This is a genomic window from Terriglobus albidus (genome assembly GCF_025685425.1).
In the GTDB taxonomy this organism is placed as follows: domain Bacteria; phylum Acidobacteriota; class Terriglobia; order Terriglobales; family Acidobacteriaceae; genus Terriglobus; species Terriglobus albidus.
Genome location: NZ_JAGTAS010000022.1, coordinates 22,387 through 47,650, shown reverse-complemented (window position 1 = coordinate 47,650; position 25,264 = coordinate 22,387). Strand labels below are relative to the sequence as shown.

Annotated in this window: 25 protein-coding genes; 13 read left to right on the top strand and 12 right to left on the bottom strand. The window is 57.9% G+C overall.

Features of this window, described 5'->3' with window-relative positions; genetic code table 11:
* Positions 1-131: 131 nt before the first annotated feature.
* Positions 132-1,049: a prepilin peptidase gene (locus OHL21_RS02275; protein WP_263415631.1), complete on the bottom strand. Its 918-nt coding sequence runs from the start codon at positions 1,047-1,049 to the stop codon at positions 132-134.
* Between the two features lie 93 nt (positions 1,050-1,142).
* On the opposite strand from OHL21_RS02275, the gene OHL21_RS02270 reads away from it, so the two are divergent.
* Entirely contained in the window at positions 1,143-1,550 is a 408-nt protein-coding gene (locus OHL21_RS02270; RefSeq protein ID WP_263415630.1) for a DUF3592 domain-containing protein, read from the top strand.
* Here the strand turns inward: OHL21_RS02270 and OHL21_RS02265 are convergent.
* A complete protein-coding gene (locus tag OHL21_RS02265) occupies positions 1,528-2,832 on the bottom strand; it encodes a carbohydrate porin (protein WP_263415629.1) in 1,305 nt (434 codons plus the stop codon). The two genes, OHL21_RS02270 and OHL21_RS02265, sit on opposite strands and share 23 nt — an antisense overlap.
* A gap of 114 nt (positions 2,833-2,946) precedes the next feature.
* Entirely contained in the window at positions 2,947-3,171 is a 225-nt protein-coding gene (locus tag OHL21_RS02260) for a hypothetical protein (RefSeq protein ID WP_263415628.1), read from the bottom strand.
* A gap of 84 nt (positions 3,172-3,255) precedes the next feature.
* On the opposite strand from OHL21_RS02260, the gene OHL21_RS02255 reads away from it, so the two are divergent.
* Positions 3,256-3,534 carry a metal/formaldehyde-sensitive transcriptional repressor gene (locus OHL21_RS02255; RefSeq protein ID WP_263415627.1) on the top strand — a complete coding sequence of 93 codons (279 nt, stop codon included), beginning with the start codon at positions 3,256-3,258 and terminating at the stop codon, positions 3,532-3,534.
* Between the two features lie 11 nt (positions 3,535-3,545).
* Here OHL21_RS02255 and OHL21_RS02250 read toward each other — a convergent pair whose 3' ends face one another.
* A complete protein-coding gene (locus OHL21_RS02250; protein WP_263415626.1) occupies positions 3,546-3,773 on the bottom strand; it encodes a DUF3185 domain-containing protein in 228 nt (75 codons plus the stop codon).
* A gap of 370 nt (positions 3,774-4,143) precedes the next feature.
* On the opposite strand from OHL21_RS02250, the gene OHL21_RS02245 reads away from it, so the two are divergent.
* The 4 genes from OHL21_RS02245 (at position 4,144) to OHL21_RS02230 (ending at position 8,134) form a co-directional block, all read left to right on the top strand.
* Complete coding sequence (locus OHL21_RS02245) at positions 4,144-4,914, top strand: thiazole synthase (RefSeq protein WP_263415625.1); 771 nt, start codon at positions 4,144-4,146, stop codon at positions 4,912-4,914.
* A gap of 217 nt (positions 4,915-5,131) precedes the next feature.
* Positions 5,132-5,647, top strand: a complete 516-nt coding sequence (ruvC, locus tag OHL21_RS02240; protein ID WP_263415624.1) for a crossover junction endodeoxyribonuclease RuvC — start codon at positions 5,132-5,134, stop codon at positions 5,645-5,647.
* Positions 5,644-6,282 carry a hypothetical protein gene (locus OHL21_RS02235; protein WP_263415623.1) on the top strand — a complete coding sequence of 213 codons (639 nt, stop codon included), beginning with the start codon at positions 5,644-5,646 and terminating at the stop codon, positions 6,280-6,282. The genes ruvC and OHL21_RS02235 overlap by 4 nt, the downstream gene beginning before the upstream one ends.
* A gap of 115 nt (positions 6,283-6,397) precedes the next feature.
* Entirely contained in the window at positions 6,398-8,134 is a 1,737-nt protein-coding gene (locus OHL21_RS02230; protein WP_263415622.1) for a DUF6600 domain-containing protein, read from the top strand.
* On the opposite strand, the gene rsmA is transcribed toward OHL21_RS02230, so the two are convergent.
* Positions 8,127-8,924 (bottom strand): 16S rRNA (adenine(1518)-N(6)/adenine(1519)-N(6))-dimethyltransferase RsmA, encoded by a 798-nt coding sequence (gene rsmA, locus OHL21_RS02225; RefSeq protein WP_263415621.1) that lies wholly within the window; start codon positions 8,922-8,924, stop codon positions 8,127-8,129. The two genes, OHL21_RS02230 and rsmA, sit on opposite strands and share 8 nt — an antisense overlap.
* 99 nt (positions 8,925-9,023) lie before the next feature.
* Here rsmA and glgA point away from each other — a divergent pair, with 99 nt between their 5' ends.
* The 6 genes from glgA (at position 9,024) to OHL21_RS02195 (ending at position 14,557) form a co-directional block, all read left to right on the top strand.
* Positions 9,024-10,472: a glycogen synthase GlgA gene (gene glgA, locus OHL21_RS02220; RefSeq protein WP_263415620.1), complete on the top strand. Its 1,449-nt coding sequence runs from the start codon at positions 9,024-9,026 to the stop codon at positions 10,470-10,472.
* Between the two features lie 23 nt (positions 10,473-10,495).
* Entirely contained in the window at positions 10,496-10,990 is a 495-nt protein-coding gene (locus OHL21_RS02215; RefSeq protein ID WP_263415619.1) for a VOC family protein, read from the top strand.
* Positions 10,991-11,082: 92 nt separating this feature from the next.
* Positions 11,083-11,823 carry a YebC/PmpR family DNA-binding transcriptional regulator gene (locus OHL21_RS02210; protein WP_263415618.1) on the top strand — a complete coding sequence of 247 codons (741 nt, stop codon included), beginning with the start codon at positions 11,083-11,085 and terminating at the stop codon, positions 11,821-11,823.
* Positions 11,824-11,899: 76 nt separating this feature from the next.
* Positions 11,900-12,610, top strand: coding sequence for an acyloxyacyl hydrolase (locus OHL21_RS02205; RefSeq protein WP_263415617.1), 711 nt, complete (start codon positions 11,900-11,902; stop codon positions 12,608-12,610).
* Complete coding sequence (gene ftcD / locus OHL21_RS02200; protein WP_263415616.1) at positions 12,598-13,518, top strand: glutamate formimidoyltransferase; 921 nt, start codon at positions 12,598-12,600, stop codon at positions 13,516-13,518. The genes OHL21_RS02205 and ftcD overlap by 13 nt, the downstream gene beginning before the upstream one ends.
* 103 nt (positions 13,519-13,621) lie before the next feature.
* A complete protein-coding gene (locus OHL21_RS02195; RefSeq protein WP_263415615.1) occupies positions 13,622-14,557 on the top strand; it encodes a hypothetical protein in 936 nt (311 codons plus the stop codon).
* A 504-nt stretch (positions 14,558-15,061) separates the two neighbouring features.
* On the opposite strand, the gene OHL21_RS02190 is transcribed toward OHL21_RS02195, so the two are convergent.
* The 3 genes from OHL21_RS02190 to OHL21_RS02180 all read right to left on the bottom strand — a co-directional run bounded on the left by OHL21_RS02190 (position 15,062) and on the right by OHL21_RS02180 (position 16,939).
* Positions 15,062-15,958 (bottom strand): hypothetical protein, encoded by an 897-nt coding sequence (locus OHL21_RS02190; protein WP_263415614.1) that lies wholly within the window; start codon positions 15,956-15,958, stop codon positions 15,062-15,064.
* 112 nt (positions 15,959-16,070) lie between these two features.
* Entirely contained in the window at positions 16,071-16,313 is a 243-nt protein-coding gene (locus tag OHL21_RS02185) for an anti-sigma factor family protein (protein ID WP_263415613.1), read from the bottom strand.
* Complete coding sequence (locus tag OHL21_RS02180) at positions 16,310-16,939, bottom strand: sigma-70 family RNA polymerase sigma factor (RefSeq protein WP_263415612.1); 630 nt, start codon at positions 16,937-16,939, stop codon at positions 16,310-16,312. The genes OHL21_RS02185 and OHL21_RS02180 overlap by 4 nt, the downstream gene beginning before the upstream one ends.
* A 189-nt stretch (positions 16,940-17,128) precedes the next feature.
* Between OHL21_RS02180 and OHL21_RS02175 the strand changes: the two genes are divergently transcribed.
* Positions 17,129-19,465 carry a lytic transglycosylase domain-containing protein gene (locus tag OHL21_RS02175; RefSeq protein WP_263415611.1) on the top strand — a complete coding sequence of 779 codons (2,337 nt, stop codon included), beginning with the start codon at positions 17,129-17,131 and terminating at the stop codon, positions 19,463-19,465.
* Between the two features lie 256 nt (positions 19,466-19,721).
* Here the strand turns inward: OHL21_RS02175 and glmU are convergent, their stop codons facing one another.
* The 4 genes from glmU to OHL21_RS02155 form a co-directional block, all read right to left on the bottom strand.
* Positions 19,722-21,140, bottom strand: a complete 1,419-nt coding sequence (gene glmU / locus OHL21_RS02170) for a bifunctional UDP-N-acetylglucosamine diphosphorylase/glucosamine-1-phosphate N-acetyltransferase GlmU (RefSeq protein ID WP_263415610.1) — start codon at positions 21,138-21,140, stop codon at positions 19,722-19,724.
* A gap of 78 nt (positions 21,141-21,218) precedes the next feature.
* Complete coding sequence (locus OHL21_RS02165) at positions 21,219-22,661, bottom strand: M16 family metallopeptidase (RefSeq protein ID WP_263415609.1); 1,443 nt, start codon at positions 22,659-22,661, stop codon at positions 21,219-21,221.
* Positions 22,658-24,184 (bottom strand): M16 family metallopeptidase, encoded by a 1,527-nt coding sequence (locus OHL21_RS02160; RefSeq protein ID WP_263415608.1) that lies wholly within the window; start codon positions 24,182-24,184, stop codon positions 22,658-22,660. The genes OHL21_RS02165 and OHL21_RS02160 overlap by 4 nt, the downstream gene beginning before the upstream one ends.
* 298 nt (positions 24,185-24,482) lie before the next feature.
* Positions 24,483-25,259: a lysozyme family protein gene (locus OHL21_RS02155; RefSeq protein ID WP_263415607.1), complete on the bottom strand. Its 777-nt coding sequence runs from the start codon at positions 25,257-25,259 to the stop codon at positions 24,483-24,485.
* Between the last annotated feature and the right edge of the window lie 5 nt (positions 25,260-25,264).

The window sequence follows — 25,264 nt, the reverse complement described above, 5'->3', positions numbered from 1 at the left end:
TCTGTCGGCTGTCCCCTCAAGGTTAAGTTCCGCTGGAAGCCAGTGTCAAGGAAACGGACCGATACCGTAACGCAGATGCAACATAATTGAATTAAGACCGCACGCGTCCGAATTCGTAATTGCGATGCGCTTTAGCGCAGCAAGCCCGCGTACCACTCGATCAGTATCGGCCCTGCCATGGCTGCGATCAGGCCGCCGATCGCCAGGAAGCTGCCATAGGGCAGTTCGGTCAGACGGTCGGCTCGCCCGCGAGCCATTTGAATGACAGCAAAAGCGGTCGCTGCGATTGTTCCGACAAACAGCGCCAGGACCGCAGGCCACCAACCGAAAAAGGCGGCAATCATTCCCAGCAATTTCACATCGCCCATGCCCATGCCTTCGCGTTTTCGCAGCGCTTTGTAGCTCCAGTGAAAGATCAGCAGCAACAGCATCGCTCCGGCGATAGCCGCTACCCGCCCAAGCACCACTGCCTCCGGGCCGGTAATGAACAGGTCTCCCGTGCTCCGTCCGGCGCCCGCCGAATTCAGCTTCACTTGGCGGTGTAGATGAATCTCTCCCTCACCCGGAGCCAGATACATGGCATGCACGCAGGTCAGGGCGAAGCCGAAGATCATTCCGGTGAGGGTGAAGCTGTCCGGCAGCGTATGTGTCTGCCAGTCCATGACCATCAGGCCGATCAAAAGATATCCGGCCGCGAGTACGGCGAGGTCCAGAATGACGCGGTTCGTCTGGATCTGGTACTGGTTGCAGAAGTCGCAGGTAAAGTTCCAGTCGCGCCACAGGATCGAGCCGGAGCGGAGGAACCAGAGCGCCGTGGCGAACTCGACCGCCGGATACCGCCAGGAGATGGCCGCCTTGCAATCGCGGCATCGCGCCCGCAGAATCACCCAACTCAACAGCGGAATGTTGTCGTACCAGCGGACTGTCTTGCCGCAGCTGCGGCACATGGATCGTCCACCAATGACCGATTCACCCAACGGCAGCCGGGAGATACATACATTCAGAAAGCTACCCAGCAGCAGCCCTAGTACAAACGAACCGATCAGCACCAGCGACGAGAGTTCCACCCCCGCAGTATAGGTCGACTGCCTAGAGGCCCGTGCGAAAGCTCATACACTGCGCGCGAGCCATACACTACAGACATGCAACGTATGTTCCGTGTGACCGCCTTGACCCTGGGATCGATTCTTACGCTGATCGGAGTAGGGTTAGGGCTCGCGGAAGGCTGGTTTCTGCTGCACGCGGAGCATACGAAGGCCGTCATCCTGACGGTCGAAAACGACCATCCCCGTTTTCTCTTCAGCACCAAACAGAGCCGCCAGTACGAGATCACCTCCGCGAGAGCACTGCCCGGTTTTCACCGGGGCCAGACCGTGACGATTGCGTATCGTCCTGACGATCCCACCCATGCATACATTGAAGCCGGAACGCCTCGGTGGTTTCTCGCCTTAGTCTTTTCCGGCATCGGGGTGTTGATGACCTACGTTGGGTTGTACCTGACTCGTCGTGAACCCGAAAGCCAGAAGGCTAGAACTCGACGTGCGTCCTGACGCTGGGCACCAGAACCGGTCCGCGGTCGCGGTTATAGCCGGGATGCCCTATGTACTGCATGCCTAACGTCATCGAAAGACCGCGAGCCACGTTTGCCTGGTAGTATGCCTCCAGAATGTTCTCTCGCCCGTAGGTGAGATTTCCATCTCCCAGCAGGAATCCAAGACCGCCGTATTTCAGGTAGTTCTGGTGGTCTCGCTTGATGCCGTTGGTGACAAAGGCAACTCCCACTTTGTCCCGTGGACGCGACCAATGTGCGCCCTGCAGATCGGCACCTGCGGCGATGGTGGAATCCACCTCCGTGTAGGCCCAGCTTTCATGCTGGCCTTCGTTCCATCCCCACCGCGCAAATGCGCGAAGATCTGCGGTGATCTCCTGTTCGGTGTTGATGCCGAAGCCGTATTTCACTGAGCTTTGGCGGCGATGCGCATCGATGTTAGGGGTGGCATCTTGTCCTGTCAGGTAGGCCTGTACCGCCTCACGATAACGCCCCATGTCGGCATGGTTCACAAAGCTGAGCATACGCACCATACCTTTGCGCTCCTTGGGAAGCCACAGCGACGCCAGACCGCGATGCCACTCTACCTCAGCATTCTGTCCATTTGCGCGGCGCAGCGCCCAGTCCAGGTTGATGCCATTCGCCACGGTCGGCATCAGGGCTGTCGCATAACGGGCTCCCCAGGCCGGGGACTGGTATTCGGCGACGAAGGCGTAGGTATATCCACGGGTGTCCGCGGCATAGTCCCAGGCGCCGTTGTTGTCGACGGTCCAGTTGGTGAACTGAAAGTGAGAGTCGCTGCCGACAGCATTCTGATCGAAGAGGTCGGGAAGACTCATTTTCCCTAGTCGAAACTCCAGGCGGCGTGCTGGAACCTGGGTTGCCATGGAAAAGGGCGTCCGTTCTGCCTCAACCATCTCACTGGTAAAGCCGATCGTCTGATGTACCTGGACACGAGCAATGTATGGCTTGCTGCCAAGGTTCGGATTGCGAACGACGTCGAGGTTGGTGAATCCTGCCAGACCCAGCGCCTGGGAGATACCGCGTCCGCCCGCTGACTCGATATCGAGAATCAGATCGGTGTTGTAGCGAGTCTTGTGATGAGGCTGGGCGCCGAGAAACAGCGTCCCCACCAGCGATGTCTTGTACTCTCCACGGGCCTGCATGCTGTTGGGGCCGTCGTAGGGGGAATGAAAGGGCGGATGCGCCTGAAAGATGATGTTGGCCTGTCCGGCGGCATACAGAGGCGAAGCATTGCTGTGGGGAAACAGAGTCCTGGACATATCGTCCGGCGTGCTCTGGGCACGGAGCGGGGTGCACACAGAGGCGCACGCAAGCAAAAAGTGAAGAGTGGTCTTGCACATGATTTTCGTTCCTGAGAGATCGTTGTGGCCCTGCTAAGCGATACAGGGTAGGGATGTGGCGCATCTCCGAAGAATCATCAGGGGGATGCGCCAGGGTAAGTCGTCTTCGATCGGGGTTTCCTGCTGATCGACGGCCAGCGCTGTCCACATTCCTGCAAGCGGGCACCGTTCATCGGCGGTCTCAATCCAGCGCTGTACAATCGGTTTTCGAAGCTGCGCGGTCTTCTGCTGCAACAACATGCGAGTCTTTTGCGTCATGAGGCGTATCCTCCTTTCTTCTGATGTTTCCTAGGCGTCATGCTTGAGATAGGATACCCCAGTAGGGTATAAAGAACACATTAAATGTCGACCACGGATCGAGAAGCTCTGAAGTTGCTCAATCGCGTTCGCCGCCTGCGTGGCCAACTCGATGCGGTGGAGCGTGCCCTGAGTCACAAAGAGGACTGTGCCGACGTCTTGATGTTGCTGGCGGCGGTACGCGGTGGTGTGAATGGTCTGATGGCTGAGGTGATGGAAGAACACATTCGCCACCACCTCGCCGAAGGGGGAGAGGGGCAGCAGCCGATCTCGCCTGAACTGGCCGAAGACCTGATTGACCTGCTGCGCTCGTATCTGAAGTAGTCAGGCGCCTCCTAGGCCTTACTCTTCGCCCCTACGACGACCAGACCGATGCCTCCTATCAACGCGATGCCGCTCAGGACGGGCGGGATGGCGAAGCCGTGTTTCTCTTCGTGGCTGACCTGGACCGGCCCCAGATCGACATCTTTTTTGTGTTCCCTGAAGCTGAAACCGCCCATGGCAAAGCCTGCAACTCCGATAAGAATCAAGAGGATACCGACCACCGTCGCTGCCTTCATCATCTCTCCTTCACAGGTTCAAAAGTTTCCGATGCAGGTTTTGATTTCACAGGATGTACGGATTTGACTCTATGCGGGTGGCGGAATAGGTTAGAGGTACACGGGAAAGGAGGATGATCCAGCCTATGAAATGTGACTCACACAGTTGTATCAATGCACGTGAGGTGACTGAGGCTTAAGGCGACCCGCCTTAGACCTGGCAAGACTCGTAGCTCCTGCCGAGGCGCCCGATGGGTGGGTACGCCTCAGGTCAATCTCAACAGTTCGCCGCGCTATACATGGCCTGTCGGCACGCCGCAGGCCATGCGCGTTTAAGCCCACATACGAAACGCTATCGACCGTGCTTTATTCTGAAAGGTCCTAAAATAGCCCTATGGAACCCCTTGTTATCGCCGGAAAGGCCTTTCAGTCGCGACTCATTGTTGGTACGGGGAAGTACAAAGACGGCCCTGAGACCCAGCGTGCCATTGAAGCTTCGGGAGCTGAGATGGTGACGGTGGCGGTACGCCGCGTGAACCTCGACCGGTCCAAGGAGAGCCTGCTCGACTTTATCGATCCGCAGCGCTATTTTCTGCTCCCCAATACCGCCGGCTGCTATACCGGCGAAGAGGCGATCCGAGCGGCTCGCCTGGGACGTGAGGTGGGGCTCTCCGACTGGGTGAAGATTGAGGTCATCGGCGACCAGAGAACCCTCTACCCGGACGTACAAGGAACGCTGTTAGCAACTCAGGTTCTCGTCAAGGAAGGCTTTACAGTTCTCCCGTATACCTCTGACGACATTGTATTTGCCAAGCGCCTCATCGATGCTGGTGCGGCTGCGGTGATGCCCCTGGGGGCACCGATCGGTTCCGGTCTGGGGCTTCAGAACGTCGCTAACCTGCGCATCCTGCGCGAGATGATCACTGAAGTTCCCCTGATCGTGGATGCCGGCGTCGGTACCGCCTCAGATGCGGCAATCGCCATGGAGATGGGCTTTGATGCCGTGCTGATGAATACAGCGATCGCCCAGGCAAGTGACCCAATTCTGATGGCGGAGGCCATGCAGCACGCTGTGCTTGCCGGCCGTCAGGCTTATCTGGCGGGGCGTATGCCACGCAAGCTTTACGCTACCGCCAGCTCACCTCTGGAAGGTATCTCCCGCTAGAGCATTTTCGCTGTAGGTGTGTAGTGCAGGGCTTCGGCATCTATGGGCGTTTTCCGTAACGAAACGCCGCTGCACTCCTCTTCCGGGATACCCAGCAACAGTGAAAATGCTTTAGATGGAAGCGCTGGTAAAGGTGTTTGCGGAAGTCGTTGTGAACACACCCTGGGACTGCGGTTTGGTACTATCCCGGCGCACCTTCCGAAGGTAGACTGCCACCATGCGTGTCTTCGGAATCGATTGCGGCACCGAGTTCACCGGCTGGGGAGTCGTTGAGGCCGATGAGAGGGCGCGTACTCCCCGACTGGTTCCGGTGGCAGCGGGTTCGATCAAACTGAACAAAAAGGATCGCACCCCAATCAGGCTTCATCAGGTTTATACAGAGCTGGCCGGATTGTTGACGGCCTATGCTCCGGATGTTGTGGCGATCGAAGACGTGTTTTTCTCCGCGAACGCGAAGTCGGCCCTGAAGCTTGGACAGGTGCGGGGTGTGGCGCTGCTGGCCGCTGCTGCCTGTAATCTGCAGGTTGCCGAATATGCGCCCCTGAAGATTAAAAGCTCAGTGGTTGGATATGGCCTCGCCAAGAAGGAACAGGTACAGTTCATGGTGGCCCGGCTTCTGGAGATTGAGAACCAGTTCGAAACGGCCGACGCCGCAGATGCACTGGCGATTGCTATCACTCATATTCATACTTTGCAGACAGAGTCGGCGATCTCGCTGGCAGGAGTACGATGACGCACGTTACTACGCTCTTCCTACTTTCTTTCGTTTTCCAGGTTACGCCGGCAGCACTGGCAACCCCGACGCCACCGACCGTCACCTTTACGTTTGACCGGCCGCAGGTACAAACCACCCACTACGAGATCATCCTCGGAGAAGATGGAAAAGGGGTCTATCGCGCGCGTAATCAGCAGGGAATCGACACGGAAGCGCCAATCGCTGTAAGCCCGCAGAATCTTGAGCACATCTGGGCGGAGGCGAAGGCGACCGACGGTTTCCGCAAGGTGCAATGCGAGACACACCTCAAGAATATGGCGCAGACGGGCAAGAAAGTCCTTACCTGGACAGGATCTTCTGACAGCGGGAGCTGCAGCTATAACTACTCCGATGACAAAGAGATTCAGAAGGTGACTTCCATCTTTCAGGGGATCGCCCTCACGATGGAGCTCGGCCAGCGCCTCGCATATCTGCACCGCTTCGATCGTCTCGGCCTGGATGCCGAGATCACCTCGCTTGGCAATTCGGTAAAGACCGGATGGGCGCTCGAGATCCAGAATATTGAGCCGACATTGCGGAAGATTGTCGAGGATGTGTCGTTGATGGAACGGGTGCGCGCGAAGGCTGAGGCGCTGCTGAATAACGGCAAGTAGCTCCCTCCGCGAACGCTATTTCGCTAGATGCCTTTTGGGGGCCGCAGGGCTGGAACTAGGGAAGAACCTTTCTTCTACACATGCGTTAATACAAGTGAGAGAATTGGGGTCCCCTATGAGCCGGTTCGGAGTAGTACGCGGAATTCTGGTGGCGCTATTCGTGGTCGTTTGTGGAGTCATCGGGCTTGCCGGTCAGCAATCGGCTCCCGCTCCCGGAATGCGCGCCGCCCGTCTGAGCTTTGTGCAAGGCAAAGTGCAGGTGCTGTACGGCGACAACACCCAGATTGGCGAGGCCCAGGCGAACCTGCCGTTGATTGAAGGTCAGCGCATTGTCACGGCCGACGATGGGCAGGCTGAGATTGAGTTTGAAGATGGCAGCATCGTTCGCCTGACACCCCAGAGCGCTCTGACTCTGGTCCGGATGAATACCGACCAGGGTAGATTTCTGACGCAGCTGTCGCTAGACCAGGGGATGGCGTATTTCGAGCTGCGGATTGCCGATCAGAATGGGTACTTCCTCAAGGCTGGCGCCGCTTCACTGACTCCTGTAGAAAACAGCTCTTTCCGTGTCAGTCTGGATCAGGCTCCCCTGGAAGTAGTGGTGATGCAGGGCAGCCTGCATGTGGAGCGCGAGGGCGGCTACAGCGCGAATGTCCGTGCGGGGGAGCAGTTTGAGCCGGATGCCGCCGACAGTGGACGGTATTTCCTGTCGAAGTCCGTGCGCCAGGACAGTTGGGACAACTGGAATGAGGAGCGCGACCAGGCAGCTGCAGCCGAAGCGGCGCAACGTACCGAAGCCCGAAACGATTACGCCCAGGATAGCGGCTATGGCTGGAGCGATCTCGATACGAACGGCAACTGGTACGACTTGCCCGGATACGGCCGTGTCTGGCAGCCTCCCATGGCTGTCGATATGAGTTGGGATCCCTATGGGTACGGAAACTGGGTGTGGTATCCGGGATACGGATACGTTTGGGTGTCAGGCTACGGTTGGGGATGGACCCCATTCTATTGCGGTTCGTGGTCGTACTGGGACGGATTTGGCTGGGGCTGGCTTCCGGCAGGCGGTTGCCGCCGTTGGGGCTGGGGCTATGGTCCGGGTGTAGTGTGGACGGTCAATGTCATCAATCCGCCGCGCGTGTGGAAGCCGATCCGTCGGCCGATTCCTGGTCCGATTGGACCGGGCGGTGTACACCCAATTGTTCCGGTGCGGCGTGGACCGATTCAGGTGCATCCGATCGGACGGCGCGATCCGCGGCCGGTGATGTTTGCAGGAAAACAGATTGAACCGCTGCGTCCAGTGGGTGGTCCGTATACACCGCGTGGCGGCTCTGCGGTAGGTTCGTCGCTGCAGAAGGACTTCCCAATGCGCAACCGGCAGCCAGTGATGGGGGTCGTGCGCGCTCCGAGAGACGACAGCGGACGGCCAACACGTCCGTCGGGTCTCCAGGACAACCAAGCATCGCCGACTCCGATTCAGGCGCAGCCGGTGCCACCGGTCATGCCGGGTGGATGGAGAACTGTAAGCCCGACAGTCAATCAGGGATCACGAGGTCAGACACCGCAGCAACCCGCGCAACCGGTGACACGTCCCGCTCCGGGAACCAATGTCGGAAATCCGGAGCGCCCGGTGGAGAGCCGTCCCGCGCCGGGACACATCAACCAGCCTCCGGTGCAGCAGCAACCGCGTCCGCAACCGGTGCAGCGTCCTGAGCCACCGGCGAGCTGGCGACAGCCTCAGCCTGCTCCGCAGCCTCGGCAGAGCGCGCCGCCTCCAGCGCCTTCACCGGCTCCGTCCCGGCCTGCTCCTTCGTCGCCTCCGGCGTCGCAGCCCTCGCATTCTCCTAAATAGATTCGAGCAGTGCGCGATAGAACTCGGCCATCTGTTCCAGGGAGAGAGCCTCTGCCCGTGCCTGCGGCGGAATCGATGCAGGCCACGCTTCCCGGAGTTGCTGCGCCTCGTAGCCCGCGCTTCGCAGGTTGTTGCTGAGTGTCTTGCGCTTCTGAGCAAACGACTGCTTCAAGAACCGGTCGAAGCCAGAAGCATCGTTAATGCCAAGTGCATCGAACCGTGGCGCAAAGGTAAAGCGAAGCACGGTCGAATGGACTTCGGGCGGAGGAGAGAAAGCACCAGGAGGCAAGGTGAAGAGATTTTCGACGCGACAGTAGAGCTGGGAGGTCGCCGAAAGCAGACCATAGTCGCGATTGCCGGGAGTGGCTGCAATACGTTCGGCGACCTCTCGTTGCATCATCACCACAGCCCGATCCAAATGGGCTGATGTGGCGAAGAGATGAAGCAGGATATCCGATGTGATGTAGTAGGGAAGGTTGCCGATCACATCTGCCTTTTCTCCGGCCGGGATGAGCGAGGTGAGATCGGTCTCCAGAATATCCTGATGGATGACCTGGACGTGCTCTCTGTCTGCGTAGCGGGCGGCGAGCACTGGAGCGAGCTCATTGTCGAGCTCGATTGCGATCAGTCTGCCTGCGCGTCCGGCAAGGATATCGGTAATCGCACCTTTGCCCGGACCGATCTCAAGTACGGTGCGTTGGCGGATGTCGCCAAGGGCATCTGCGATGCGATGGCGGGCGCTGTCATCCACAAGAAAGTTCTGCCCAAGTTTCGGTTTGTGTTTCGGCATGGTGAGTTCGAAGCGTCCGGCGATGTTGTACGTGCATCTCAGTTAGGGAGAAGCGGCCGTGAGATATAGACTAGCTGCTTCGGGAGAGAAGAACGAACGATGCATATTGTCTTTGCGGCTTCAGAGTGCACACCATGGGCGAAAACAGGCGGTTTGGCTGATGTTGTAGGTGCTCTGCCGCAGGCTCTGGCCCGCTTTGAGCATAAGGTTGAAGTTTTTCTGCCGTACTATCGACAGGTTGCCAAACTGGCGCCACATGCTGGCGTGGTAGTGCCAAGCATCACAATCCCGTTTGAGTACTACAACCGCTTTGTACGAGTGCTCGACGGCGGCAAGACGGAAGGCGTGCAGTATTACTTTATTGACTGCCCGGAGTTGTTTGACCGCGAAAGCCTCTATGCAACACCGACCGGCGATTATCCAGACAATGCCGAGCGCTTCGGACTCTTCAGCCGTGCGGTGATTGAAGCTGCAAAGGTGTTAGGCGTGCCTGATGTCTTCCATGTCCATGACTGGCAGGCCGCGATGATGACTGTCTACCTGCGCTCGACCTATTTCTTTGATCCGGTCTTCCGCAAGGTGCCGACGGTTCTCACCATCCACAATGCCGGCTATCAGGGCTGGTTTCCGCCGCAGACGATGCAGCACCTGTTGCTTCCCTGGGACATGTTCACGATGGACAAGCTGGAGCAATACGACAACGTGAACTTCCTGAAAGGTGGCATTGTCTACGCTGACGCGATTACCACCGTGAGTCCCACGTATGCTCAGGAGATTCAGACTGCCGAATTCGGAAGCGGTCTGGAAGACACGTTACGACGCCGCTCTGGTGATCTGGTGGGAATCCTGAATGGTGTCGATTATGAGCAGTGGGATCCTGCGACTGATCCTTTGATCGCCGATCACTACACGCCCGAGGATCTGGCAGGCAAAAAGGAGTGCCGGCGCGATCTGCTGCACGCCTTCGGTTTCGATGGCGTACATGACGATACCGCTGTCATCGGAATTGTGTCGCGCTTTGCAACGCAGAAAGGATTCGATTTGATCGCCCAGGCTGCGGAAGATCTGATGAAAGAAAACGTCGCTCTCGTAGCTCTGGGCACGGGAGAGGCTTACTACGAGCATCTGCTCACCGGCCTTGCAGAGCGCTTTCCACAAAAGATGCGGGTACGTGTTGCTTACAACAATGTACTGGCGCACAAGATTGAGGCGGGAGCCGATATTTTCCTGATGCCTTCCCGTTACGAGCCCTGCGGCCTGAACCAGATCTATTCCTTGAAGTACGGTACCATTCCGGTCGTGCGTGCGACCGGAGGCTTGCAGGACACCATTGATGAGCAGGCGGATGGCAGCGGGAATGGCTTTAAATTCTGGGGTTACTCTGCCTGGGCAATGCTCGACACCATCAAGCGTGCTCTCAAGGCTTTCCAGGATAAGCCTACCTGGACCGCGATGATGCAGCGGGGAATGCAGCAGGACTTCAGTTGGGATGGTCCGGCGAAGGAGTATGTGAAGGTCTACGAGCGGACGATTATGAACCGTAGTTAGGTTCAACGTCATCAAAGACCCGTATGCCACAGACTTCAGCGATCACTGCAGGAGCCCGAATCGGGCACGTGCATCTGAAGGTATCCGATCTGGACCGGGCACTCGCCTTTTATCACGGAGTGCTCGGTTTTGACATTACTGCCCGGCTGGGGGACCAGGCGGCCTTTCTCTCGGCCGGTGGGTACCACCATCACATCGGCCTGAATACGTGGGAGAGCCGTGGAGGAAAACCGCCCGCTGCTGGAACGACGGGGCTGTATCACACCGCGATCCTGTATCCGACGCGCGCGCATCTTGCAGATGCTTTACGAAGGCTGATCGCAGCGAAGATTTCACTGGAGGGTGTTGCCGATCACGGTGTCTCCGAGGCGCTTTATCTGCGCGATCCGGATCAGAATGGAGTGGAGCTTTACTGGGATCGTCCACGGGAGCTGTGGCCGAGGACTGAGTCCGGCGAGTTACAGATGTATACACGCCCATTGAATCTGGAAAGCCTTCTCAGTGAACCGGAGGTATAGGCTGGCGGATTGCGGAGGAATGGCGCTCCAAGTGGTAGAATCGATGGGTGCCTGAAGGCAAAGATTTCACACGGAACTGGTAGGGAACCGCAATGTCCGGCCACTCAAAATGGGCAACAATTAAGCATAAGAAGGGCGCTCTGGATGCCAAGCGCGGGAAGATCTTTACGCGCCTGATCAAGGAAATCCAGATCGCTGCGAAACAGGGCGGCGGTGATGTAGACGGCAATCCCCGGCTGCGTACAGCGGTTGCCGCGGCTAAGGCTGAGAATATGCCGGCGGATAACATCAAGCGCGCCATTCAGCGCGGCACTGGTGAGCTTGAAGGCGCGACCTACGAAGAGATCACCTTCGAGGGTTACGGCCCCGGTGGTGTCGCGGTCATCGTCGAAGTGCTGACCGATAACCGTAACCGCGCGGTGAGTGAAATCCGCCATGCCTTTTCGAAGAACAACGGCAACCTTGGCGAGTCTGGCTCAGTGGGTTACATGTTCTCAAAGAAAGGCCTGATCGTGGTGGCGAAGGACGCGGTGAGCGAGGATAAGCTGACCGAGATCGTTCTTGATGCCGGGGCGGATGACCTGTCCGGAGACAGCGATAGCTGGGAAGTGCTGACCGCTCCCAAAGATTTCGACGCTGTTCTTGCGGCAGTGAAAGGCGCGGGCATTACTCCCGAAGTTGCTGAGGTGACAATGATTCCTTCGACCTATCAGAAACTCGAAGGCCCGCAAGCGGCGGCGATGAATCGTCTGCTGGAGACGCTCGAAGACCTGGACGATACGCAGAATGTGTACTCCAACTTCGATATGGAAATGGCCGAGGTGGCCGGCTGATTCACACTGAAGGAATATGAGTGGAGAGCCGCCGGCAGATTCGGCGGCTTTCTTCTGTATGGAGAGGGAAGCGTAAGTGAAGAAGTGGATCGTGAGTTCATTGATGAGTGCTGCTCTGGCGATGCCGGCGTTGGCGCAGACCACCATACAGTCTCCCGTACGTGAAGTTGCTAGTCATCCCGGCTGGGAGTATGGTCCTCTGGTTCAGGGAGGCGTAGGTGTTACAGACAATCGCAGCGGCTACAAGTTCATCATGGCCGGCGTTCATGTAGGTAAGGTGCTGACGCCGGAACTCGGCTCCGGTTTTTTCAAAGGACAATTCGAGTTTGCAGCAGAGCTGTTTCCGTACTGGCAGTCGAATGTGCCGACGTTTCAACGCGTGAAGTGCAACTCGTCGCTGACGGTGTGTTCGTCGCCATATACCGTGGGTGGGACATATCACGGTATGTCGTTGACGCCGGTTATTCTGCGCTGGAATCTGACGAACCATCGGAGGGTGATGCCATGGGTTCAGGGCGCAGGCGGTTTGATCTGGACGAACCATAAGTATCCCCCGTATGGTTCGGCAACGGTTATCAACCTGGCGAATACGGGACCAAACTCTGAGACTTCGGTTTGGAATTTCACGCCCCAGGCTGGTGTGGGTATGCACTATTTTGTGAAGCCGAGACGTTCTATCGATTTTGGCGCCAACGCGATCCATATCTCCAACGCCTCAATGGGCGATCGGAATCCTGGAGTGAATGTGTCGTTGCAATTCAACGTGGGATACACATGGTGGAAGTAGGAAGTCCCATCATTGAATGCGTTCCGAACTTCTCAGAGGGTGTGAGCCCGGAGAAAGTACGCGCGATTGTCTCCGCCATGAAGGTAGAAGGCGTGAGTCTGCTGGACTATTCGCTGGACAACGACCATAACCGCTCCGTGGTGACCATTGCCGGCGCCCCCGAGGCGGTGGCGGAGGCGGCCATCCGTGCAGCGGGGAAGGCAGCGGAACTGATTGACCTTACCCGTCAGGAGGGCGTCCATCCACGCATCGGCGCCGCTGACGTAATCCCGTTCGTTCCGGTGGCGAACTACGCGCTCCCTCAGTGCGCCATGCTAGCCCGCCAGGCCGGTCAGCAGATCTGGCTGCGGTATGGGATTCCTGTGTACTTCTACGAGGCTGCTGCGGCTCGTCCGGATCGTGTAAACCTCGAAGACGTACGGCGCGGCCAGTTCGAAGGATTGCGCGATGCGGTCCGCAAGGATGCGGCTCGCCGGCCGGACATCGGTGGGCCGGATCTGCACGCCACCGCCGGCGCCTCCGCGGTGGGCGCGCGTAGATTCCTGATTGCATACAACATCTACCTGCATGATCCGGATGTCGCGATTGCCCGTGCCATCGCCAAAGAGATTCGCGCCTCCGGCGGCGGCATGTACGGTATCAAGGCGATGGGCGTGCTGGCGCAGGGCAGGGCGCAGGTGAGTATCAATATCACAGATTTTCAGCGCACGCCGGTTGCGGAGGTGCATGAGCGCGCCCGCCAGCTTGCGGCCCGTCACGGATCGAGCATCGCTGATGGGGAACTGATTGGTCTGATTCCAGAGCAGGCGTATGATCCGTCTGCGGCCTGGGTGAGTCAGGTTCCGGGGTTTGATCCGGAGATGAAAGTACTGGAACGCCGGCTAAAGCATCCCCTCAAATGGCCGTAAAGGTAACCGAGGCCGGGTTGCATCCGTCTGAAGATGAGAGAGAATCACTGTAGCCAGTGCTCTGGCGGCAGACAACCCCCAAGATAGAAGGAACCACAGAACAATGAAACAGACCCTCATGGCAATGCTGCTGGCTGCTGCAGCCGCAACTGCTCCGGCCGCGCAGTTGTCGTCGGATGCCAAGTCCGCAATCCCGCGTGACGTGCAGCAGATTATTACCGTGGACTACCGCGCGATGCAGAACTCCTCGGCCGCCATGGCGCTCAAGGACAGGGTTCTCCCTCCGGAGTTAAAGCGGCTGGAATCGGCGCTGAAGAGCTCCGGCCTGAAGGTCGATCAGGATGCCGACAATCTCGCTTTTGTGGCCTACAGGACCGGCGAAGGAAGTACGACCAACATTATCGGCATCGCTCAGGGCCAGTTCCGCACCCGGGATATTCTGGCCTATTTCGCTAAAAACAAGATCAAGCCAACCATGCTGCGCAATAACGCGATCTATCCCATGGGCGCTCAGGGCATGAGCGTCGTCTGGCTAAACCAGACGACAATGGTCTTCGGCGATAAGAATGCTGTGCGCACATCGCTGGAAGCGCGCGATGGCAATATTCCTAACTTCCTGAATGGCGATCTTGCCTCCGAGATGCCCAACGTCGATGACAAGGCGGTTTGGAGTCTTCTGGACCAGAAGGGGACCCAGACGATGATGAAGAGCGTCATGGGCGATGCCTCGCAATTGGCTGACTACGACACGGTACGCAACCGCATGAAGAGCTCGCGTTACACCATGGACTTCTCCAACGGTGTGAAGTTCGATATGTCGGTGGTGACCTCCGACACGGTAACGGCCGCGACGATTGCTTCCCTGATGAAGGCGGTCTCCATGTACAAGCAGACCTCGGGCTCAACCGACGAGAAGCAGGCGCTCGATCACACAACGATCAGCTCCAACAGCGGAACCATCACGGTCGCTTACGCGTCTTCGGACAGCCAGTTCGCAAGTCTATTGTCTTCGTCCCTGTTTCAGCAGGTCGTACGATAAAGCATTTCCCTGCAGGGTGTAGTCCGGCGCATCCATCTATGGGCGTTTTCCGTAGTGAAAACGCCGCAGCACACCCCTTCCGGATACCGAGCAACAGGAAAAGGCTCTAAGCCGGAAGATGACATAGAAAAGAGGGCAGCCTCAGGCTGCCCTCTTTTTATTGGATGTTGCTCTAAGGTGTATCGACAAATTCCAGATAGCCCAAACTCTGGGTGTCCCATCTATCGCAGCGCGATGGGTGGGATGTTCGAGCGAAGCTCGAATCGGTGGGAGCATCGGGGTCCCCGGCCAGCGTTGCTGCTGGGGTAAAGGCGTGGGCTTTCAGCCCGCGGTGTATCGGCTCAAGATGAAAGGGGCTTTATTAGCCCTGGACTTTTTCCTCGCGTACAGAGGAGGCCCAGGGCTGAAGCCCGTCTATTTTTACGCCTTTATCAGCGGGCTGAAGCCCGCTGCTCCCACCATTTTAGTCATCCTGTGTCAGATGACTGAATTTGTCGATACACCCTAGTTGTCGCGCGGAACCCTAATGTCGCGCTTTACCTGACGCCCGGCGGCGATCTCGGCCGGCGGATTCACAGGACGAGCGACGGGATCACGAGGTTCGACCGGCTTCTGTACCGCGGCGGCTTTACGCATGCCGGAGATGCTTTTGACGGCAGCCAGCATTCCGGAGCGCTTGTGCAGCGGCTTGACTATTCTGGTCTCACCTACGGCCGCAGTGCGAACCACATCAGGCCCCTTCTGTTCTCCGCGGAGACGCTTGACCGCCGAATGAGTGAGGAAGTGTGCCGGCGCCTTCTCGACATAGCGCATCAGATCGAGAACCGTAACTACCGTATCAACGGGAGCGTCGAGGTTCTTCTTGCGATCGCAGCGATGAAGCAGGTTGGCGACAGCATCCCGAACCTTGGTTTCGGTCATGTGCAGATCATCGCGCAGCCGGTCTTCGAGCCGGGAACGGACGTCGTCGTGATAATAGGGAGCCAAAAAACGATAAGTGTGGGAAGCCACTTTCCGGCTGATGGAGGCTTTGGCCGCCAGTTCGCAGAAGTCGTTGATCGTCTGCGAGCCACGGGAAGAAAGCCGGTTCTCCTTCGCCATCTTGCGGACACCTCGGCCCAGGCTGCGAAGAATCCAGTAGGCGATGAGAAGGAGGACTAGACCTGCAGCAATCGGAGCGAAGGTCACGGTCATACTCACGACGGAGTCGTTATGAGACTGTGCACCCTGGTTGAAATTGTCGAATGCGGAGTTGGCCCAGTTTTGCAGGCCGCCGACATTGAAGATATAAGCCGTAAACAGGATTGCCATGCCGGCAACCAGAAGGGTTCCAGGATGGCTGAGAATGCCGCGCTGGCGCGTCAAAGTAGGGTCATTGACCCTGCGATTGGGTGAACTCATGGCAGATAAATCCCCTGGAGGGAAAGTGATGAGAGAAGTACCCGTCGAGGATAGGCCGTGGGAGGCCGGAAGTAAATGACCAAAAGGTGGGAAGGTGTGTCTTGTTCGGTACTTACGCGCAGCCCTTGCCGCGGCACTTGCTCATAATGTTCGCAATCAAACGTTCCCGCGTGTCAGTAGAAAGCTCGTATACGTCAGTATCGCGATAGATCTTGATCGTCTGGCGGGTTGTATTGACGACGACCTCGCAGTGGCTGCACTCGCACATGTGCTGTCGAACTTCAGCTTCCAGCTCTTTGGCGATGGTGCCATCAAAGTAGTCGGTCATTTTGGCCAGAAACTCTGTGCAGGTCACGGCTTAACTCCTTCCGGCTGTTTCAGATACCGGCTTAGACGCTCACGTAGCTGCAGCCGTGCGCGCAGAAGCCGGCTTTTGACTGCCGGAACACTGAGTCCCAGAGCTTCAGCCGTCTCTTCCGTCGAAAGATTTTCGATATCGCGCAATGTAAACACTGTTCTGAATCCGGGCGGCAGGCCCTGAATTGTCTTGCGCAGGATATCTCCTAATTCGGACTGCCCGTAAATCTGCTCGGGATTTGGGCTCCAGTCGGCAAAGTCGCGGGGAATTGCGCCCTCTTCCGTCTGGACATCTTCGTCCATGGAGACTGTTCTGCTGGTCTTCCGCTTGCGGAGCCGCATCAGGCTCTCATTCACCGCGATACGCACCAGCCAGGTGGAAAACTTCGAATTTCCCTGAAACTGGTCGAGCTTTTCGTAGGCCTTGAGGAAGACGTCCTGCACAATGTCTTCCGCATCCTCGCGGTTTTGGGTAATGTGCTGCGCTACCCGGAAGATCTGCCGGTCATACTGCCGGACCAACTGCTCAAAAGCTGCCGTATCTCCTTCCCGGGCGCGCGCAACCAGCGCAACGTCCGGATGTTCTTCTTCCACTGCTGGGGATTGGATGGTCGGGGTCGGCATTCCGGTGCAAGCTTTCTCAAAAACAGTGAGTTGCCGGGCGTTCTTCAGTCCGGGCAAATATCTGATAGACCCATACTAAACCAACGGGCTCGTGGACCTGTCCTACAGAAAGAGGTATCGCCGAAGATGCGGAAAATTACCCGATGAGGAAATTCCTCACCGTGACGCATCATACTCTGCAAAGAGACGATGAAGTTCCGCCGTATAGCTGATTTTCTGCCGTTTTGTTTCCTGCTGCTGCTCTCTGGGACGGTCTACGCCCAGACGACGAAAGCAGCACCGAAGAAGCCTGCCGCAAAGGCGCCTGTCAAAGCCGGCGCTGGTAAGGGCACAAAGCGGGCTGGCTCCGGAAAGACGGCCAGGGGACGAAGGAAGAAGGTCATCAGCTCTCCTCCAACGGCGCGATCACGCAAACTGACCAGCGCATTCGTGGCGTCGTCGCAGCTCCGCCCGATGGCACAGCAATTGACAGCAACCCGGTCGCCGGCGGCATATGCCGGTGTATTGGCATATGCGAACAGCCACAGTGGAGAGGCTTCTGCTGCGGCATGGCTGGCGATGGGCCACGCCTACATGCTGGATAAGCGTTTTGCTGACGCCTACAACGCCTTCCGCCAGGCAGCACAGCGCGGAGAGGCCCTGGATGACTACGCTGACTACCTTGGTGCTCAGGCAGCCCTCCAGGGGGGGCGGGGAACCGATGCCTACGCTTTGTTGGAGAACTTTGCCCAGCGTCACCCGGGATCAATCTTTGTGGCGAATGCTCCGGTCGCGCTGGCCAATGGATATCTGCAGCAGAACGACCCGCAGGGAGCTCTGCGCGTGCTGAGTACACTGGCAGGTACACCGCAGGCATCACATGCGGACTTCCGTTTCGCCCAGGCGAGAGCGTGGCAGCTCGCCGGGAATACCAATCAGGCCGCGGCGATGTATCGCAGCATCTATACGCTGCTTCCTCTCAGCTATGAGGCTACACAGGCTCGAGTCCAGTTGCAGGCGATGGGAACCCCGCTGACGGCGACCGAGCACAAGGTACACGCTGACCAGTTGTACAACGCCAAGCGGTATGCCGAAGCAGCGGACGAGTATCACAGCATTCAGCATGATGCGACGCTCAGCCCGGGCGACCGTGACGCTCTCGATATCTATGCGGCCGTGTGTGACCTGAAGCTGAAACGGCTTTCAAAGCGTGAGGCAGAGAGCCTGCCGCAGACGGACGATGATTCGGCTGCATTGAAACTGTATCTTCTTGCCGAGCTGGCGCGTAGCTCCGATGATCGGGGACAGCATGGCAATCTGGTGACGCAGTTGACTCAGCGTTATCCGCGCAGCCGATGGACGGAAGAGGCGCTTTATTCGGCAGGGAACATGTACCTGCTCAAACATGAGTACGGTACAGCGGCAGGCTACTATAGCCAGCTTGTCAGTATGTTTCCCCGTAGTACTTACGGTCCCTCGTCTCACTGGCGCGCCGGTTGGTTGAGCTATCGCACGCGGAACTACTCCGAGGCTGCTCGCTTAATGGACGAGCAGATTCAGCGCTATTCGACAGGAATCGAAACGCCGTCGGCTCTCTACTGGCGAGGCCGCATCTATGAAGAGCAGGAGCACAACCTTGCTCAGGCGGCGAACTACTACCGGACGCTTTCTGACAGCTTCCCCAACTACTACTACGCCCTGCTGGCGCGCCAGCGGCTGGACGTCCTGGGGAAGCAGCCGGCCGTAGCGCCCGCTGCACCTTTGGCCTCGGTGCGTGCGCCAGATGTTCCGGAACTGATCGATACACTGCCGGAGAACGATACCCATCTCATCAAGGCTCGTCTGCTGGCCAATGCCGGATTGAACGAGTACATCGCGCCCGAGATTCAGGCAAGCCCGACCAGCTCAACGTGGGGAACCTTGGCGCAGGCGGAGATCTATACCTCCTACGGTGAATATGTGCGCGCGCTGCAGGCGATGAAGCGGAGCGGCGCCTCTTATTTCGCGTACAGTGTCGACGATGTTCCGGAAATGTATTGGAAGCTGCTGTTCCCGACTCCGTACTGGAACGAGCTGACGGCGAATGCTTCGCGTAACAGCCTTGATCCTTATCTGGTTGCATCGCTGATTCGTCAGGAGTCGGAGTTCAACCCCGGTGCGGTATCCCGCGCGAACGCATACGGCCTGATGCAGATGCTGCCCTCCGTAGGTAAATCGCTGGCCAAGAAAGACGGTATCGGCAGGTTCTCTACGAATGACCTGTTGCAGCCGGCAATTAGTCTGCGGCTTGGCACGACCTATCTACGGCAGACGATCGATCGCTTCGGCGGACAGGTGGAGTACGCGCTGGCGGCGTATAACGCCGGCGATACTCCGGTGCGTCAATGGATGTCGACTAACGACTATCGCGATATGGCGGAGTTTGTGGAATCGATCCCGTATACCGAGACCCGCGAATACGTGCAGGCCATTCTGCGGAATCGCGAGATGTATCGGGCGATTTACGGCAAAGGCCAGCGAACAAATACTGTAAGCGCCTTGAAATGAGGCGCCCATTTGGTCGAGCCACTGCACTCGCTGCCCCATTCTTTCGCCCCCGGCGAAAGGGTGGGGTATCGAGCGAAGCGAGACCGTCTTCAGATGGGAATAGGGCTCGAACAGAATTGAGCTTGGTCTGCCATTGTGTGGGTGGGTTTCTTTAAAAGACAAATACCGTCGCGCGAAGCACGATACCCCACCCTTCGCATATCCGCGAAGAATGGGGCAACGAGCGCAGTGGCGCAACCGAATTTGTCGACACGCTTTAGCTTTTCTGGAGCCGTTCTCTCCGTGAAGACGCCCACCCTGGCTTGGTCTCCTGACGCCCGCGTGCGATGGCCAAAGCGTCTTCCGGAACGTCTTGCGTAACCACAGACCCTGCTGCAACCAGAGAACCGTTGCCAAGAACAATCGGGGCGACCAGCGCGGAGTCTGAGCCGACAAAGACGTTATCTCCAATCGTGGTCTGATGTTTATTGACACCATCGTAGTTGCAGGTGATGACTCCTGCGCCGATGTTGGTTCCGGTTCCGATAACAGCATCGCCAAGGTACGTGAGATGGTTGGCTTTGGAGCCTTTGCCGAGACGCACCTTCTTCGTTTCGACAAAGTTGCCCACGTGCGCACACTCGCCGATATAGCTCTCAGGGCGCAGATGCGCGTAAGGACCAAGGATAGCTCCGTCCGCAACGTGGGCGTGGTCGAGGATGCAGCCGTTGCGAATGGTCACGCCTTCGCCGATGGTCGAGTCCTGAATGACAGAGTAGGAGCGTATGCGGCAGTCACCACCGACAGCCGTCTTGCCAAGCAATTGCACGAAGGGTTCGATCACCGTGTCCGCCGCCACCATAACCTCGGCGTCGATAATACAGGTCTCCGGACGAAAGATCGTGACTCCCTGGGCCATCAATCTGCGCACTGTGTCCAGGCGCATGGCGGCATCCAGATGCATGATCTCGGCGATGGTATTGGCTCCAAGAACTTCATCGACCCCGCCGCTCGCTTCAATCGCAACGACTTTCTCACCAGCCTTCACCAGAAGTTTGGCAACGTCCGTAAGGTAGAGCTCGCCCTGAGCGTTATTCGCAGTGAGGGACTCAAGCTGCTCAAAGAGAGAGGCTGTACGGAAGGCATAGATACCTGAGTTGATCTCGCGTATGGAGCGTTGCTCCGGTTTGAGATCTTTCTGTTCGATGATCGCGATCACCTCTGAGGACTCCGGCGATTTGCGGAAGATGCGGCCATAGCCTGTTGGATCGGAGGGGATCGCCGTGAGGATGGTCATCGAGGCGCCTTCGCTCAGATGGAAGTCGCGGATGGCGGCGATGGTCTCCGGACGGATGAGGGGAACGTCACCGGAAAGCACGAGAAGATGGTCGGGCGGAGTGATGCCGGAGGCAGCAAAGAACGCCTTTACCTGCTGCAGCGCATGGCCGGTGCCGCGCTGCTCGGCCTGTAATACAAAGTGGGTCGCTTCCGCGGCAACGGCTGCCTTCACGCGATCTGCTTCGTGACCGACGATGACATAGATGTCATCAGCCTCGACAACCTGCTTCGCGGCGGCGATGACATGCAGCAGCAGGGCCTTGCCGCCAATCTCATGCAGAACCTTGGGACGTTTGGACTTGAGGCGCGTGCCTTTACCGGCGGCCATAATGGCGACCGCGAATGTCGGAGAGCTCATGGGGGAATACTACCGGGTCTGGTAAATGCTCGAAACCCCGCCTGCATCAGCCAGCGGGGTTTCGAGGGGTTTGGTGTTCTAGTTGCTCATTCCGGCTGGAGGAGGCGGGATGGTGATGTCTACATCCGTCACCGGCCCCAGATCCTTGAGCGAGGCGCCAAGGTCACCGCCGTTGCCTACCACAACGATCGCCAGCTTCGACGTATCGATGTACTTTGCAGCGACCCGTGAGACATCGGCTGCGGTCACTTTTTCAATGCCGGCCTTGTACTTCTCCAGAAAATCTGCCGGGTACCCATAGAAAGCCAGCATCACCTGCTCGTTGAGTACCTTTGCGCGCGAGTCGTAGCGGAAGATGAACGAGTTCAGGAGTTGCTCCTTAGCGTTGCGCAGTTCCGTTTCCGTCGGTGGAACGGATTTGAGCCGGTTGATCTCCTCCAGCATCGCCTTGGTTGCAGCAACCGTGCTGGCGCTCTTGGTGCCCGCCTGCACGCGGAAGATACCCGGATGGTCATAGCTCGCTCCATAACCTCCGCCGACCGCGTAGGCCAGGCCCAGTTTCGTACGGACAGACTGAGTCAGACGCGATCCGAACCCTCCGGAGAAGATCTCATTCATGACACTCAGGGCATAGAGATCGGGATTATTTCGGGTGGTCCCCAGACCGGCAATGGAGATGTTGGACTGGTTGATGTCGTCTTTGTTGACGAAGTAAACGCCTGGTTTCGGGCCAGGGAAGTCTGCCTTAAGTGACTTGAACGGTTCTCCCTTTGGAAGCTTCTCGAAGGTGTCACGCAGCTTCTTCTCCATTGCGGCAGAATCGAAGTCGCCGACGACGGAGACGAGCAGATTGCTGCCGACCACCGTCTTATCGTGCCACTGTTTGATGTCGTCGACGGTAACGCCAAGGACGGTGGAGAACTCAGGCTGACGGGCGTAGGGGCTGGCAGCACCATAGACAACCTTGCCGACTTCGCGGGCAAGAATACCCCCGGCGTCGTCGTTACGGCGAGCGATACCCGTAGCCATCTGCTGCTGTGCGAGCTCGAGCTTCTCCGGCTTGAAGGACGGATGCAGAAGGAGATCGACTGCCTGGGTAAAGACCGTATCGAAGTCCGTCTTCAGGCTGTTCCATGTAAGCGCCGTGGAATCGATGTCGGCGCTGGTCTCGATCTTGGCAGCCTTAGCTTCCAGCGCATCATCCATGGCGTCGCCATCCATGGCGGCGGTGCCGCTGGTACGCCACACATCACCGTACATATCGAGCATGCCGGCTTTGTTTGCCGGCTCTTCGCGTGAGCCGCCGCGGATGTTGATAGTGCCGTCAATGAACGGCAGCTCATGGTCTTCCTGAAGGAAGATCACAACACCGTTCTTCAGGTCGATCCGCTTGGGCTGGACCGGTTTGAAGTCATGCAGCGGCGGCGTCGGGATCTTCGTCCACGGTTCCGTCATTTGTGCATGTAATGCCGGAACAACAAGAGCGGAGGCAAGGGCGAGGCAGACAAGGTTCTTTTTCACTGGGCACCTCCCTTGGAAGCCGCTGCAGGTGTAGGGCGGGCAAACTCGATGGTCGCGCTGGTACGGTTTGACTCGACGAAAAGCTGGTTAGCAACACGGCGGATATCAGCTTTGGTCACTTTGTCATAAGCCTCAAGCTGGCGGAATAGTTGGCGCCAGTCGCCGTAACGTGTCTGATAATCGGCGAGCTGCTGTGCCAGCCCCTGGTTGCTTGCCAGGCCGCGCAGCAGGTCGGCACGGGCGCGTGTCTTGAACATGGCGAGTTCAGCGTCCGAGACATCTTCGTTCTTCAGGCGATCGAGTTCCTTATGAATCGCATCGCGGAGCTGGGCTGGAGTCTTTCCTGGTATCGGAACGGCATAGACAGCGAAGAGCCCGGGATATTTTTCGCCGGGGAAGCCGCTGAACCCTGCGGCCGCGGCAGCGATCTTCTGGTCGCGCACCAGTGAACGATACAGACGGGCGGTACGGCCGTTGGAGAACAGGTCCGTGACGGCGTCATACACGGCATCGTCTTTGTCTCGGTAGTCGGGGCGGTGATAGCCCTCAAGATAGAACGGCTGGGTGGCCTCACGAATGGTTACGGTGCGTTCCGCAAACTGCTTCGGTTCGATCGTGGTCATCTCCGGCGGTTTAGGACCGGCGGGAATACGGCCGAAGTACTTTTCAAGTACAGGCATGGTGTCAGAGGCTTTCACATCGCCGACGACGGCTACAACGATGTTTGCCGGGACGTAGTACTTCTTGTGGAAGTCCTCTGCCTCGGTAGCCGTCACTTGGCTGATCTCGCTCTCCCAGCCAACGCCGCTACGGCCGTAGGGGTGGGCAGTATACGCGGCGGCAAGGAACTGCTCCACCATGCGTCCGATCGGGGCGGAATCAATGCGCATGCGGCGCTCTTCCTGGACGACATCGCGTTCCTTGTAGAACTCGCGCAGGACAGGTTCAGCGATCCGGCTGCTCTCGAGGTAGGCCCAAAGCTCCAGCCGGTTGGAGGGCATCGACCAGAAGTAGTCAGTCTTGTCCTCCGAGGTAGAAGCGTTCAAACCGACGGCGCCGCTCTTTTCCGCGATCTCAGAGAACTGGTTCGGAATGACGTACTGCTGAGCGTCCTTGACCGCTGCGTCGAAGGCCGCCTTAAGCTGGGAGAGTTTCGCGGGATCCTGTCCGACCAGCTTGCGCTGTTCCAGGTTGTAGGCGGCATACGCCTGCTCGACCTTTTCGAGAGCCGCTTTTTCTGCGGTGTAATTGGTCGTGCCGATCTCGTTGGTGCCTTTGAAGGCCATGTGCTCGAACATATGAGCCAGGCCGGAGGCGCCGTCAGGATCGTTGGCCGAACCAGCGTCCACTAACGTGTAGAAGCTGAAAACGGGCGCCTCAGGACGCTCACAGACGATCAGGGTCAGCCCATTGGGAAGCACTTTGACCGTAGTGCGCTTCTCAAAACTGGCCAGGTCCTGCGCCTGGGCAAAGCCAGCCAGAAGAACAGCGGCCACAAGCGCGGCCTTCATGCGATGAAACATGGAACCTCCAACAAACTCTTGGTATTGCAACGATAGAGCATTTTCCTCGTGGATGTAGTGTAGGGTTTCCGCATCCTATAGGCGTTTTCCGTAATGAAAACGCTGTTGTACGCTCCTTCGGGATACCCAACAACGAGGAAAACGCTCTAGAGCATTTCCCCATGGGTGTAGTGTAGGGCTCCGCATCCTGTAGGCGCTTTCCGCAATGAAAACGCCTTTGTACACTCAACCGGGATATTCCCTGATGGGGAAAACGCTCGAATGGATATGGGCGTGGGACGGACAGCGGATCAGAAAGTTAGTCGCTGCGAGAAGGGGATTTTCGCGCTGTCTTTTTGGCTGTGACGAGCGCCTTCTTCATGGCGGAGGATTTCGCGGCCTTCTTTGCAGGTTTTCTTGCAGCGGGTTTTCCGGTGGCGAGTTTCGCACCCGAGACAGCCGGTTTCTTGTTCCTGGTTGGGCCGCTTTTGTCAGAAACCACGGTAGTCTTAGGCCGAGTTTTGACGGAGGGGGCAAGAGGTTCAATCGGAACGATCGCGGCCGGCCTGGCATCCCTTCTCAATTCGGCTTCGGCAGTAATGGAAGGAGCGGTCGTACAAGCAAGAAATTGTTGCCGCGTCCATTCATTGCGCGCGGGGGAAGGGCCGTTGCGCAGGCACTCGGCTGCGGCTGTCTTCCAGTCGCCGGCTACGATGGCATGCAGCAGCTTTGGATAACCCTGTAGCAGGCCGGTCATTCCGAGGTTATACGCCATATCGAGCAGGGCCAGTTTGGCGGGGGCAGGAAGTGCGTCCCAGGTGGGAATCCCTTTTCTCAGATCCTGATCGAGATGGGTGACAGATGCACGGAGCTGGACATCAATCTCTGCCGAGGTGAGCAGCACGGACATGGGACTACGGTAAAAACCGGCAGCTTTTCCTTTCACCATGGAGGAGACGCGGCGGAAATCGACGATGATCTCCTGGGTATCGGCAGGGCGGCCATCATATTGAAAGGGAAGTGCGGTTGCACTTTGTGCTGTTGGCAGCATCAGACCTGCGCCAACCGTGACTTTGCCTACGGTGTCCAGGTACATCCAAG